The organism is Martelella alba (genome assembly GCF_005217455.1).
Lineage (GTDB): Bacteria > Pseudomonadota > Gammaproteobacteria > Enterobacterales > Enterobacteriaceae > Acerihabitans.
The window spans coordinates 18615-32905 of record NZ_SZPQ01000033.1; the positions used below are offsets into that span (position 1 = coordinate 18615).

At 54.8% G+C, this 14291-nt stretch carries 12 protein-coding genes; 9 read left to right on the forward strand and 3 right to left on the reverse strand.

All coding sequences use genetic code 11. The features are described 5' to 3' along the window. Positions 1 to 298 precede the first annotated feature (298 nt). The 9 genes from gatZ (at position 299) to xylB (ending at position 10357) form a co-directional block, all read left to right on the forward strand. Complete coding sequence (gene gatZ / locus FCN80_RS19150) at positions 299 to 1564, forward strand: tagatose-bisphosphate aldolase subunit GatZ (protein ID WP_136991819.1); 1266 nt, start codon at positions 299 to 301, stop codon at positions 1562 to 1564. A gap of 10 nt (positions 1565 to 1574) precedes the next feature. Further along, complete coding sequence (locus FCN80_RS19155) at positions 1575 to 2624, forward strand: zinc-binding dehydrogenase (RefSeq protein WP_136991821.1); 1050 nt, start codon at positions 1575 to 1577, stop codon at positions 2622 to 2624. A 3-nt stretch (positions 2625 to 2627) separates the two neighbouring features. Further along, positions 2628 to 3491: a tagatose-bisphosphate aldolase subunit GatY gene (gatY, locus tag FCN80_RS19160; RefSeq protein WP_136991822.1), complete on the forward strand. Its 864-nt coding sequence runs from the start codon at positions 2628 to 2630 to the stop codon at positions 3489 to 3491. A 217-nt stretch (positions 3492 to 3708) separates the two neighbouring features. Then, positions 3709 to 4134 (forward strand): L-fucose mutarotase, encoded by a 426-nt coding sequence (fucU, locus tag FCN80_RS19165; RefSeq protein WP_136991824.1) that lies wholly within the window; start codon positions 3709 to 3711, stop codon positions 4132 to 4134. Between the two features lie 27 nt (positions 4135 to 4161). Then, positions 4162 to 5685 carry a sugar ABC transporter ATP-binding protein gene (locus FCN80_RS19170; protein ID WP_136991826.1) on the forward strand — a complete coding sequence of 508 codons (1524 nt, stop codon included), beginning with the start codon at positions 4162 to 4164 and terminating at the stop codon, positions 5683 to 5685. Further along, the gene (locus tag FCN80_RS19175; RefSeq protein WP_136991827.1) at positions 5686 to 6735 is read left to right on the forward strand and encodes an ABC transporter permease; all 1050 of its coding nucleotides are present in this window, start codon (positions 5686 to 5688) and stop codon (positions 6733 to 6735) included. It begins immediately after the preceding gene. Positions 6736 to 6773: 38 nt separating this feature from the next. Beyond that, a complete protein-coding gene (locus FCN80_RS19180) occupies positions 6774 to 7730 on the forward strand; it encodes an ABC transporter substrate-binding protein (protein WP_136991828.1) in 957 nt (318 codons plus the stop codon). A gap of 38 nt (positions 7731 to 7768) precedes the next feature. Then, the gene (locus tag FCN80_RS19185; protein ID WP_136991829.1) at positions 7769 to 8788 is read left to right on the forward strand and encodes an aldo/keto reductase; all 1020 of its coding nucleotides are present in this window, start codon (positions 7769 to 7771) and stop codon (positions 8786 to 8788) included. 57 nt (positions 8789 to 8845) lie between these two features. After that, positions 8846 to 10357: a xylulokinase gene (gene xylB / locus FCN80_RS19190; protein ID WP_136991830.1), complete on the forward strand. Its 1512-nt coding sequence runs from the start codon at positions 8846 to 8848 to the stop codon at positions 10355 to 10357. 81 nt (positions 10358 to 10438) lie between these two features. Here the strand turns inward: xylB and FCN80_RS19195 are convergent, their stop codons facing one another. From FCN80_RS19195 to FCN80_RS19205, 3 genes are all read right to left on the reverse strand, one after another. Continuing rightward, positions 10439 to 11884, reverse strand: coding sequence for an MFS transporter (locus FCN80_RS19195; protein WP_136991831.1), 1446 nt, complete (start codon positions 11882 to 11884; stop codon positions 10439 to 10441). A 456-nt stretch (positions 11885 to 12340) separates the two neighbouring features. Continuing rightward, positions 12341 to 13612: a 3-oxo-tetronate kinase gene (otnK, locus tag FCN80_RS19200; protein ID WP_136991832.1), complete on the reverse strand. Its 1272-nt coding sequence runs from the start codon at positions 13610 to 13612 to the stop codon at positions 12341 to 12343. Beyond that, the gene (locus FCN80_RS19205; RefSeq protein ID WP_136991833.1) at positions 13606 to 14283 is read right to left on the reverse strand and encodes an aspartate/glutamate racemase family protein; all 678 of its coding nucleotides are present in this window, start codon (positions 14281 to 14283) and stop codon (positions 13606 to 13608) included. The genes otnK and FCN80_RS19205 overlap by 7 nt, the downstream gene beginning before the upstream one ends. Positions 14284 to 14291: the final 8 nt, after the last annotated feature.

Here is a 14291-nt window from a genome sequence, read left to right on the forward strand (position 1 = left end):
GCTTAATCTGATATTTTCAACCTCGTGTTTTAATACCTCATTATCTGCCGGCGCCCCTCGATAAACCCAGCGCATTGAGCAAAAGATGCTTCCTGGGTGTTCTTTTACCCCACCGCCATCCTAACGGCCCTGCCGTCAATGGCAAAAAAAACTTTCCATTTCGAAACACTACAACCTTTCGTTTTGCCTTTTAACTATCATTTAGTTTCGTTTGGTGATGCCGATCACAAACAAATGGTTCTGAATATGAAAGTATCCAGTGCAGTGACTCAAACCAGGCAGTGTTCAAGGAAATTAAATGAAAGAGATCATTCAGAAGCACATCTCCGGAACGCCGATCGGCATCTGTTCAGTGTGTTCGGCACATCCGCTGGTCATTGAAGCGGCTCTTCGCTTTGATCTGGCCGGCGATCGAAAGGTACTGATTGAGGCCACGTCAAATCAGGTCAATCAATTTGGCGGTTATACCGGCATGCAACCGGCGCAATTTCGCGATTTCGTGTTGGCCATCGCGGATAATATAGGCTTTCCCCCTCAGCGGATTATCTTGGGCGGAGATCACCTGGGGCCGAACTGCTGGAGAAACGAAACTGCCGAAAGCGCATTACTGAAATCCGAAACCTTAATTGAACAGTATGTCCGGGCGGGTTTCACCAAAATCCATATCGATACCTCGATGTCCTGCAGCGACGATCCCGTGCCGCTTAGCCCGTTGACCGTGGCTGAACGCGCCGCCCGACTTTGCCAGGTAGCCGAGCAGACCGCCACCGATGAACAAAAAACGCGGCTGACCTATGTCGTCGGAACGGAAGTGCCGGTACCGGGGGGAGAAAGCAAAGCCATCGAATCGGTGCATATCACGACGCCCGCCGCGGCGCTGGAAACCATCAATAGCCATTATCAGGCCTTCGCCGCCCGCGGCCTTAACGAGGCGATTGAAAGAATCGTCGCCATCGTCGTGCAGCCCGGAGTCGAGTTCGATCATTCGTCGATCGTGCATTATCAACCGCAACTGGCGCAAAATTTGTCAAACGCCGTCGAGAACACCGGATTGGTTTATGAAGCCCACTCCACGGATTATCAAACCGCCGAGGCTTATAAAGCCCTGGTCCGCGATCACTTTGCGATCTTGAAAGTTGGCCCGGCGCTGACTTTCGCGTTACGCGAGGCCATGTTCGGCCTGGCGATGATGGAAAATGCCCTCGTGGCGCCCGGCGATCGCAGCGAATTGATCGCGGTTATTGATGATGTTATGCAGGACGAGCCTGACTATTGGAAGAATTATTACAGCCCGCTCCATTCCAAGGCACGGGTCGATATGCATTTCAGCCTCTCCGATCGGTTGCGCTATTACTGGCCGCACGTTCGCATTAATAAAGCGGTGGACAAGCTGTTCGCTAACCTGGAGGGTATCGCCTTGCCGCTCGGCATCGTCAGCCAGTTTTTCCCGGAGCAATTTCAACGCGTCCTGCGCCAAGAGGCCGTCCTCACCCCGATGAATCTGGTCCTCCTGCGTATCCAGGATGTTCTACGGCTCTATCGCTATGGCTGCGGCCCACAATAAGGACATGGTCATGACGAGAATGAAAGAAATCGTTGTCGCCGGGAATAACGCGCTGGAGATTCGCGAAACCAATATGCCTGAGTGCGGCGATGAGGAAGTATTGGTCAAGGTCATTTATTCCGGGTTATGCGGATCGGATATTCCCCGCATTTTCCATCATGGCGCGCATTTTTATCCGGTTCGTCTGGGACATGAATTCTCCGCCGAGGTCGTTGCCATCGGCCGAAGCGTCAGTGGCATCAGACCCGGTAATATTATTTGTTGTGTGCCGCTTGTTCCCAACTTATCCGCGGAAGAAAGCCGGCGGGGATTTTATTCGCTCGGCAAGGGCTACTCCTTCGTGGGTTCGCGCTTGCCCGGCGGCAACGCGCAGTACGTGACATTACCACAAAGCAGTTGTTTCGTTTTGCCGGAAGACGTCACTCCCCTGGAAGGGGCGTTTTTCGAGCCGGTCACCGTCGGCGTACATCCCATGCTGATGGCGGGCGGCTGTGAAAATAAAAATGTGCTGGTACTGGGCGTGGGCACCATCGGCCTGCTGGCCATGCAAACTGCCAAGGCCTTGGGCGCCAAAACGGTAACCGCGGTGGATATCAACAGCGAACGGCTGGCGCTCGCCAAAACGTTGGGCGCAGATCATATTCTTAACGTCCACGATGAGAACGCATTGTCCGACTGCGATTTCCTACCGGATATCGCTTTTGACCAATTGATTCTGGAAACGGCGGGCACGCCGCAAACAGTGGCTTTGGCTTTGCGGGTCGCCGGACCGCGCGCGCAAATCGCGCTGATAGGCACGCTGCACAGTGATCTGGCGCTGACTTTCACCGAATACGAACAGATTTTACGCAAGGAATTGTCGTTGTTCGGTAGCTGGATGAATTATTCCGCGCCATTTCCCGGCGATGAATGGCGCCTGACGGTGGAGATGTTTCGCAAGAAACAAATCAGGATAGAGCCGCTTATCAGTTGCATTGTCAATGAAGAAGACTATGTCAAACAGGTCATTGCATTACAAGGCGGACCGGCCAATGGAAAAATCCTTTTATCGTGGGAATAAGCCATGAACCATATCATCAATAGCAGTTACCTGCTGCGCCACGCGCAGAAAAACGGCTATGCCGTGCCGGCTTTTAATATTCATAACCTGGAAACAGTGCAGGTGGTGCTGACGGCCGCGAAAGAAATGTCATCTCCGGTGATACTGGCCGGCACGCCGGGAACTTATCAGTATGCCGGGACGGCCCAATTAATCGCCATCGTCGAATCGCTGGCAGCCGAACTCCATCTGCAGGTGGTATTGCATCTGGACCATCATCATGAGCAGGCGGATATACGCGCCAAGGTCGAAAGCGGCATCCGGTCGGCCATGATCGACGGCAGCGCGTTGCCGCTGGAGGAAAATATCGCCATTACCCGCGAGGTTGCCGCGCTATGCCATCATTATGGTTGCAGCGTCGAGGCGGAAATCGGGCAATTGGTCGGCCGGGAAGACGATATGGTCATTGATGTCGCCACTGATCCCTATACCCGGCCCGATCACGCCAAACGCCTGGTGGAGCAGACCGGCATCGACTCACTGGCGGTCGCCATCGGCACGGCGCACGGCCTTTATTGTTCGGCGCCGAAACTGGATTTCGAACGTTTGCGGGACATCGCCAGGATAACGGACATTCCCTTGGTGCTGCACGGCGCATCGGGACTGGCCGATGAGGATGTTCGTCAATGCATCGAACTGGGCATTTGCAAAGTCAATGTGGCGACCGATTTGAAATATGCCTACGCCGATGCGTTGAAAGCCTATTTCATCGATCACCCCAAAACCACCGATCCTCGCGAATATAACACATTGGCCAAAGAGGCCATGAGAAATGTCGTCCGGAAAAAAATATTAACTTGCGGCAGTGCCGGCAAGGCATATTCATAATGAAAGCGATAGCCCAAGACGACTCAAGTGACATCGTGAAAGTCAGTGATTGATAAATGTGTCGAGCATATGTTTGATGCCTCGGCAGCGGACTGATAAAGAAAAGGATTTTCCCATTCATCCCCAGGATCATGGTGGAGATGTCACTGGGGGTCAACGGCGGCTGTCAAAGAGGCGACGTGAAGTCTGATGGGTAAAAAAAAATACTGGAGGCGGCATGTTGAAAAATATTGATCCCTGTCTCTCACCAGAACTGCTTCATGCTTTATATTGTATGGGCCATGGTGATGAGATCATTTTGAGCGATGCACACTTTCCCGCGCATACGGTTAACGCCAAGGTTATACGGGCCGACGGCAACCAGGTAGAAGGTTTGCTTAAGGCCATCATACCATTATTTACGTTGGACAGTTATGTTTCGGATCCCGTGGTGATGATGTCCGCTAATACTGGCGATACGATCCCCGATGAACTGATCGCGGATTATCAGAAATGTCTGCCGCCGGCGCAGGAAATCACTTTTATCGAACGTTTCGCTTTTTACGAGCGAGCCCAAAAAGCTTATTGCGTCGTGGTAACATCCTCCACTCGGAAATACGGCAACATTCTTCTGAAAAAAGGTGTTACCCCAATAGAATGTTAACATTATCAATTGAAGCCGGAGTTTTTCATGCAACAAGCAATATTGCAAATGAGAAATATTTCCAAATCATTTGCCGGCGTACAAGCACTGAAACATGTTGACTTCGAATTACGCAAGGGTGAAGTCCATGCGCTAATGGGCGAGAATGGCGCGGGCAAGTCGACATTAATGAAAGTTCTTATCGGCGTGTATGCGGCCGATGAGGGAACCATCTATTACAAGGATCAAGAAATCGCCTTCCATTCCGTCCTGGAAGCACAAAATAATGGTATCAGCATGATTTTCCAGGAATTGAACCTGGTACCGCATTTGTCCGTGGCGGAAAATATATTTCTAGCCAGAGAGCCGCTTAAAAACGGACTGGTGAATTTTTCACTGATGCGGGAGAAAGCAGCGGCGTTGTTGGAGATGTTCGATATCGATGTCTCTCCCGATGATATTATCAATACACTCTCCGTGGCCAAACAACAGATGGTGGAAATCGCCAAGGCACTGTCTTTTGATGTCGAAGTTTTGATCATGGACGAGCCAACCTCGGCACTGACCAAAAAGGAAATCGACCGGCTATTTCTGTTGATTGACAAATTGAAAAAACGGGACGTCTGTATCGTTTATATTTCACATCGCATGGAGGAATTGAAGCGTATTTGCGACCATATCACCATATTTCGTGACGGCTGCTATATTTCGGATCATGTTTTTCGCGATATTACCATGGACGCCATTATCACCCAGATGGTCGGCCGCACTCTCGACAACCACTTCCCTGCGCGAAAATCGCAGGTCAAGGATCACGTGATTTTATCGATTCAAAACGCGACGCGCTACGGTGTCTTCCAGGGTATCGATTTTGATTTGCTGGAAGGGGAAATACTCGGCATTACCGGTCTGGTGGGCGCCAAGCGCACCGAGCTGGCCAGAGCCGTTTTCGGCGCCGAAACGCTGGATGAGGGACAGATTGTTTCTTTTGACCGGGAAATCACTATCACCAGTCCCCATGATGCTATTTTGGCGGGCATTGCCTATTTATCGGAAGATCGAAAACTTAACGGACTTGCCGTGAATATGTCGATCAAAAGCAATGTCATGATGGCTGCGCTGGAGAAAGTCTGTGGCAAATGTGGCATTATTTCCAGCATGAAAGAGAAGTTGGCCTGTGATCAGTATATCCGGAAATTGAATATCAAAACCCCGCACATCGAGCAGATTGTCAAAAATCTCAGCGGTGGAAATCAGCAAAAAGTGGTCATTGCCAAATGGTTGTTTCGCGAAGCCAAGATCATGATTTTTGATGAGCCCACACGCGGTATCGATGTCGGCGCTAAATACGCTATATATGAATTACTGGATGAACTGGCTAGCCAGGGGATCGGGGTTATTATGATTTCCTCTGAATTACCGGAAATTCTCGGCATGACCGATCGCGTGGTGGTAATGAGGGAAGGCGAAATGACCGCGGTATTGCCAACCCGGCAAACCGATCAGGAGGAAATCATGCAATATGCCACGGGCGTGAAAAACATGTACCGTACCGAACAGGAGTGGGCTTGAATGAACGATAAAAGAAAACTTTTATTGCAAAAGTTGGCTGCCTTAGGTGGTTTATTCCTGCTGATTATTATTTTTTCGTTTACCAGCGACAGTTTTTTTTCCATCAATAATATTATGACGGTGGGACTGCAAACCTCAACCATCGCCTTTATCGGCATCGGCGCGACTTGCGTTATCCTGACCGGCGGAATCGATTTGAGCGTCGGTTCGGTGGTGGCGCTGGCCGGCGTGAGCGCCGGTATGGCGGTGAACGCCGGCATGCCGGTGCCAATCGGCATGCTGGCCGGCGTACTGACCGGGAGTCTGTGCGGCGCGGCAAACGGCTTGCTGGTGACATCGCTCCGGCTGCCGCCCTTTATCGCTACGCTCGGTACCATGATGATTGTTCGCGGTCTGGCGTTGTATGTCACCAATGCGGCGCCAATATCCGGCATGCCGGATTCCTTCGGCGATTTGGGCAACGGTTCGCTGTTCCAGGTACTGCGCGAAGGCAGTAACGGCTTGCCGGAAGTGATCTTCCCCGGAATACCCTATCCGGTGCTCTTAATGATCGCCGCCGGTGTGCTGTTTACCTTCGCCTTGTCAAAAATGCGCATGGGACGCTACTTGTACGCCATTGGCTCCAATGAGGAAGCGGCGCGGTTATCAGGCATAAAAACCGATCAGGTCAAGCTGTGCGCCTATATCATCAGCGGTACATTCGCCGGCTTGTGCGGCGTGGTGATCGCCTCCCGGTTAGTAACCGCCCAACCCAACGGCGGGGTGGCATATGAACTGGACGCCATCGCCAGCGCCGTGGTTGGCGGTACCTCATTGATGGGCGGCGTGGGAACCGTGGCGGGAACGTTGATAGGCGCGTTTATCATCGGCGTATTGCGCAATGGCCTTAATATGAACGGTGTGTCGTTCTTTGTTCAGCAGATCATCATTGGCAGCGTTATTTTGTTGGCCGTCGCCTATGACCAAATCCGTCAACGGCCGGCCGGTAAAAAGACCGCCAAACAGAAAGTCGTCAGTAAAAAAGCGCCCGTAAACCAGTACGTAAAATAATTTTACCTTTGTACCCAACACTATGTGAAGGATATGACATGAACCCAATAGCAAGATACACCCTGCTAGGATTGGCCGCGGCTATCGCCTTGCATACCTCCGTGACCTATGCCAGATCGAATGAAATTGCCGTTATCGTTAAAACCGCCAATTCCAACTATTGGCAAAACGTTAATAAAGGCGCGGCCGAGGGAGGCGCTGAATTAAAAAACGCCTATAAGGTGACTTTTCAAGGTCCCGAGGCGGAAACACAGGTCGCCGAACAGGTGAATATGGTTGATAACGCCATAAATCGCGGTGTTTCCGGTATTGTTTTAGCCCCCTCTGATCCCAATGCGCTTATCCCTGTGGTGAAAAAGGCCTGGGAAAACGGTATTCCGGTGGTATTGATAGATTCATCCCTGGATAAGAAAGGAGATAAATACTACCAATCTTTTTTGTCCACCGATAATCGTAAAGCGGGGGCATTGGCCGCGCGGGAATTGCTGAAAGCCAATGGCAAAGAGGGTAAGGTCGCTGTGATGTCGTTCACGCCAGGGGCCGGTAGCGCCATTGATCGTGTCGGCGGATTTACCGATGTCATAAAAAAGGATTCACATTTGAAAATCGTCGGTCCCTATTATTCCCAGGCCGATATGGCCACTGCCTTGAATCAAACTATCGATGCGCTCTCTTCCAATAAAGATATTACCGCACTGTTTGGCGCCAATGAACCCACCGCCGTGGGCATGGCCCGCGCCATTAAGCAGATGGGCTATGCCGGTAAAGTTGTCGCGGTCGGTTTTGACGGCAACGCGGCGTTACAGGAATTTGTCCGCGATGGCACATTGAATGGCATTGTCGTGCAATCATCCTATCAGATGGGCCGGATGAGCGTGCTGACAGTGGATAAAATCCTGCATAAACAGAAAGTCGAAAAGAATATCGACACCGGCGTGCTGTATATCGATAAAAATAATATCGACTCGAAAGAAGCAAAAGCCGTTCTTTATTAAATTGCTACCCGAGTCAATAATTTTGCAGAGACTATGATATGAATACATCCATTAATGAAGCCGCCAGCGCGACAGCGACCGTGCCTTACCGGGCTTTGGCCGACGGCACCCGCATTCCCGGTATTGGCATGGGCACATTTGGTTCCGATCGGTTCAGCGCCAATGACGTCGCTCACGCGGTATCTTGCGCCGCCGACGCCGGTTTCCGTTTTTTCGATTGCGCATCGGTTTACGGCAACGAACCCCTGATCGGCGACGTGTTCCAGGACATGATGCGACGGGGCATCCATCGCAGCGAACTCTATATCGATTCGAAGGTCTGGAATGATCGGCACGATGACGTTATTGCCTCCTGCAAACAATCATTGCATGACCTTAAGCTGGATTACCTCGATCTCTATCTGGTGCATTGGCCCTTCTCCAATTACCATGCGCCGGGATGTGACGGGGATTCGCGCAATCCCGATGCGAAACCCTATTCCCATGACAGGTACATGGCCACCTGGCGCCAGATGGAGCAATTGGTCAAAGAAGGCCTGGTGCGTAGCATCGGTACATCGAACATGACCGTCCCCAAGCTTGAGCTGTTGCTTAAGGACTGTCATATCCGCCCGGTGGCGAACGAAATGGAATGCCATCCGCATTTCCAGCAGCAAGCTTTGTACGACTATCTCATCACCCACCGTATCCAGCCTATCGGTTTTTGCCCCATCGGTTCGCCTATGCGCCCCGATCGCGACCGGACGCCGGATGATACCTGCGATATCGAGGATCCCGTGATTGTCGCCATCGCGCGGCGCCTGGGCGTGCATCCGGCCATCGTTTGCATTAAATGGGCGGTACAACGGGGCCAGATCCCCATCCCTTTCTCGACAAACCCAGAGCAGATCTTCGCGAATATCGCCTGTATCACAAAAGATCCGCTCAGTGACGAGGATATGCGGGCCATTGCCGGCATCGATCGCAACAATCGGTTGATCAAGGGCCAGGTGTTCTTATGGCCGGATGCGAGGGGCTGGGAAGATCTCTGGGACCTCTCCGGGAGCGTTGCCCGATAACAGCAAAGATCCCGGTCGCCCGTGCGCCCGGGATAGCCAGTCTTTCAGGAAAATACCATGTATCTGGGAATTGACTGTGGAACGCAGGGCGCAAAAGTCCTGCTCTGGGATAGCGAGAGCGAAAGCTGCCGGGCATCAGGCTATGCCCCCTATCAGCCGATAAGCGACCGGGTCGGGCAACAGGAACAATGGCCATCGGATTGGCTGGCGGCGATCTCCAGGTTGGTCAACGAGGTTGTCGCCCAATCAGGGGTTGAACCGGGCGCGGTTAAAGGCATCGGCGTCTCGGGCCAGCAGCATGGTCTTATTTTGCTGGATGCCGCCGACCAGGTCATCCGGCCGGCCAAATTGTGGTGCGACACCGAAACCGCGCCGGCGCTGGAGGCTTTCCTGGCGGGTTTCCCCGCGCGGCATCACGGCAAGACAGTTGCGCATTTTATTGGTACGCAAATCCCCGTCGCCTATACGTTGGGCAAACTTCTGTGGGTGAAAGCCCACGAACCCGATGCCTATCGGCGAATAGCCAAAATCATGCTGCCCCATGACTATATCAACTTTTGGCTGACCGGCGAATACCGCGCCGAGTGCGGGGACGCCTCGGGTACCGGCTATTTTGACACCCATCGGCGATGCTGGTCGCAAGACGTGCTGGACGACATCGATCCGCGGCTGTTTGGCAAAATGCCTCCCCTACTGGCCTCCCGAGACCTTTGGGGCCGCCTCACGCCCAGGGCCGCCGCGGCGCTCGGCTTGCCCGCCGGCGTGCCGGTGGCCAGCGGCGGCGGCGATAATATGATGTCGGCCATCGGTACCGGCAATATTGAGCCGGGTATCCTTACGATGAGTCTGGGCACCTCGGGAACCCTATTCACCCATGCCGATCGCCAAATCGACACCGCCGTCTGCCCCGACATCAATGCTTTTTGTTCGTCATCGGACGGATGGCTGCCGCTGGTCAGTACCATGAACGTCGCCAATGCCATCAATGCCTATCGCGATATTCTGGATATCGCGCTGGCCGATTTCGATGCCGTCCTGTCGGCCAGCCGGCCCGGCGCGGGCGGGTTGCTCAGTTATCCCTGGTTCAATGGTTCACGGCTGCCCAATCGACCCGATGCGACAGCCAGTTTATCGGGCATAACGACGCGGAACTTTACCAAGCCGAATATTCTGCGATCGGTGGTTGAAGGCGTGACTTTCAAACTGTGCAAAGGCATCGACATTTTCAAGCAGTGCGGTTTGACGTTTGAGCAAATGCGGGTGATAGGCGGCGGCGCGAAAAGCCGTCTCTGGTGCCAGATGATTGCCGATATTAGCGGGATCGAGGTGATCCGGCCGGCGGTGAGCGATGCCGGCGCGCTGGGCGCGGCCTGGCAGGCGCATTGGTGTTGCGAAAATGCCGGCGATAAGGCGGCGCCGCTGCGGGATAGGTTGCCGGCATCGCTTATCGACTCGCGCGACGATGTGTTTACCCCCCATGGGCCGTCCTTTGCGCTGTATCGTGGGTTTTACCAGCGTTTTCATGAGAATATGGCTTACTGGCCCAGTCGATGCCAAGGGACGCTATAGCCGATCGGCGTCTTGTCTTCCGGCAGCGGGGTCCGGGCGTCGCCGGTCGTCCGGCCTCATGCCGCGGTGGGCGGCCTAACGTTACTTCGATTTTTCCGAGACATTCCGGCCGGCGTGGCTTTCCAGACGGGTAATATCATAAAGGCCGACCAGGGTAATCATGGCGATGATCACAAATCCCAGCCGGAAGGCCATCCCCTGGCCGGACGGCAGCGCCAACAGGCCGGTCAACCCCCCCCCCAGCCGAATACTCAACGCGCCCAGCGTCACCCCCAGACCGCTGGCCAGTTGCAGCGACGTGCTGAACAAGGTATTGGCGGAACTCATTTCCGACGACGGGACCTCGGCGAAGGCCAGCGAACTGATACCGGTAAACTGCATAGAACGACTTAACCCGCCCCAGAACAGCAACAGCAAAGTGAGTATATGCGGGGTGGCCGGTGTAACAAACGCGCAAAATAGCAGCGAGAGCACGCAGAGCACGCCGTTGCCCACCAGGAGTTTTTTAAAGCCGAAATAGCGAATAAGCGGCGTGGTGGCCGGTTTCATCGCCAGATTACCGGCAAACACGGCCAGCACCAGCGATCCGGCATGGAAGGCATCCATGCCAAAGCCCACTTGAAACATGAGCGGCAACATAAAGGGCGCCGAGCTGATAGTGGCGCGTAGTACGAATCCGCCCCGCATGGTGATGCGAAATGAAGGCACCGCCAGCGGCTGCAACCGGATAAGCGGCGTGGCGGCGCGTTTCAGATGGCGGATAGCCCACAGCAGCGCAACGACACCCACCGCCATCAGGAGAATGGCATCCACGGGATTGAGACGCTCTTGACTGAACATTTCCAGGCCAGCCACCAGGGACAGCATAGTGATCCCCGTCGAAAGAAAACCGGCCAGATCGAACGGCGGTTTTTCGATTGCCGCCTGGTTCGGCATCAATCTAAACGTCAACGCTATCGCTACCACGCCCAATGGGATATTCAGGAAAAAAATCCAGTGCCAGCTTGCATAGGTGGTAATAAACCCGCCGAGGGGCGGCCCGATGATCGGGGCCACCAGCGCCGGCCAGGTCAGGGTGGCGATGGCTTTGATCAACTGGTCCTTCGGCGTATTGCGCAGCACCGCCAGTCGGCCTACCGGCACCATCATCGCGCCGCCTACGCCCTGCAATACCCTGATCAGGACAAATTGCGTCACCGATTGCGATAATCCGCAAAACAGCGACGCCACAGTGAAAATCAGCAACGCGCAACTGAACACATTTCTGGCGCCGAAGCGTTCGGCCACCCAACCGCTGGCCGGAATAAGCACCGCCAGCGTCAGAAGATAAGCGCTGATGCCGATATTCAAATCCACGGCCGTGACGCCAAAGGCTTTGGCCATATCCGGCAGCGCGGTGGCTATTACGGTGCCGTCGAGAAACTCCATAAAAAACGCGCTGGCGACCAACAGCGCCATACCAGAAATCCGGCCCGATTTGGCGTTCTGCCGGCCGGCTCCCTGGGAATTTGAGTCAGATAAAGCCATCCCATAACCTCTGTGAAAACACTCGCCACGAACCCCTATACCGGGATCTCGCTTACTGGAAGCACGCGACGGCTCGGCGACGGACCCGCCTTACCGGAGGCGCAGGAGACTCCGGCGATGACGAATGCGGGTAAAAGCCCTAGAGCCGCAGGCCGCGCGGGGAAAGGTATAATAACTTTAAAATATGTTATACCAAAAAAAATCAAACACCACTCATACTTCTATTTTCTGCCCCTTTATTTTGCCATGATAATATAAAGTTAATTGTATGATAATTACTTGATGTTATTCATCTTACCGTGGTTTTCATCCTCGGAAAATTAAAACGGCACAGTCATAATCACCCGGCGTTATAACCTCATAGACTCGACATCATTCAAGTTACAACAGGCTCAATTGAGCGGCCACCGGCAGTGTGACGAGTCTATGCCGGAATAACGCCAGGCGCCGGCGCCGTTATGCCCGCAATGCCTCCAACGCCGTGCTGAAAAAGTCTTCTTCGCCGAAATTGCCGGATTTCAAGGCCAGTCCAATCGTGTCTTTACGACACGTCGCCCGCAGAGCTGGCACACCGATGCTGATTTCCGCGCCGATGGCCACCGAATCGATAGCCAACCCCTTCACTACCGCCCCCGAGGTCTCACCCCCGCCCACCACCAGCCGCCGGATGCCGGCGTCGAACAGCCGCACGGCCAGATCGGCAAAGAACCGCTCAATGGCATCGGCAACGTTATCCCGGCCGTATCTTTCTTGTAAGGCGTTGACCCGTTCCACGTCCCCCGAGGTGCAAATGAGCGGCGACCGGTGCTGGTTTTCATCGACAAACGCCAGCAACGCCCCCGGCTCGGCGCGCCCGGCCATAATCTCTTCCGCCTTGACCTCAAGCACCGCATGGTTTTGCGCATGGTAATGTATCTGCCGCAAAGTCATACGCGAGCAACTGCCCACCAGGATGGCCCCCTTGCCGCGCGCCCCGATCCGGGCCGGCGCCGCGCCACTCGCCAATCCCCGGGCGATAAAGTTATGCGGCAGGCCCTGAGCTATGGCCGATCCGCCGGTAATCAGCCGTGCATCGGCGCACGCGGCGCCGAGCGTTACCAGATCCCGGTTGGTTAAGGCGTCCACTACCACCAGCCAATGCCCCTGCCGGCCATGGACCTCCAGCGCCTGCCGGAGCGCGCCATCCCCAAGCTGCGTTTGCCGCCAGGGAATAAAACCCTGCGGATGTCTGGATTGCGACGCCAGTACCCGACGGATATCCGGGTCGGTCATAGGCGTCAGGGGATGGTGCTCCATACCCGATTCATTAAGAAGCTTTTCGCCGACGAATAAATGGCCTTGATACAGTGTGCGGCCCATATCCGGAAAGGCCGGGCAAACCACCACCCCCCGGGCGTCCAGCCGCTGGGCCAGCGCTTCGGCCACCGGGCCGATATTCCCCTCGGCGGTGGAATCGAAGGTCGAGCAATACTTGAACAGGATTTGGCGGCAGCCTTGACGCAAGAGCCATTCGCAGGCTGACAGCGCGTGCGCCACCGCCTGGTCGGCGGGTAACGAGCGGCTCTTTAAGGCCACCACGCCGGCGACGATATCCGCATTCACATCATGCGCGGGGGTGCCCATGAACAACGCGGTCTTTATCCCGCCCTCGCCCTCCAGTCCTTTCGCCAGGGCGATGCCGATATCGCTGGCGCCGGTGAAATCATCCGCTATCACCCCAATCAACATGATGTTTTTCCTTTGTTTTGCCTGACGCGCGCCTTCATTCGCAATACGGCGGACTGCGGCGCGGCGAGAACGGGAACCCCACTGACGGCCCGCACCTGGGCCAGGGCGCGCGATGTGGAAAAATGGGCCAGCATAATCACATCGCAATCGGCAAGCCGTTCGGCATACTGCGCCACAATGGCATTATGTTCACTATCATGGCCCGCGCGCAGTTGTTCAATGGCGCCCTCAGCGCAGAGGGTGGTCAATGACGCCGTTTTGCCCAGACGGGCGGCCATGGCGTAAAATTCATGTTCCATGCCGGCGATGGCGGGCGCGAAGGTGGCCAGCATGCCTACCCTGCCGCCCGCCGCCAGGGCGTCGGCGAACATGGCCTCATTGGGTTTAAGTACCGGAATGGCCAGTTGTTCGGCCAGCTTATCCAACGGGTCGCCAAACGCGGAACAGGTGGCGAGGATACCGTCGGCGCCCGTATCGGCGGCGTATCGGCCGAAGCGGATAAAACGGGCGGCCAGTGCGTCGGTGAGCGCGGCCGTTTTCGCCCGTTCCAGGGAGAGTCCCTCATCCAGCAGATGCACGGCGGCGGCGTCCGGCCACAGCTCGCGCATTGCCGCATGGATAGGCTGCATGGCGACCGGCGTGGCATGCAGTAAAACAATGCTATCAGACATGTCATTCT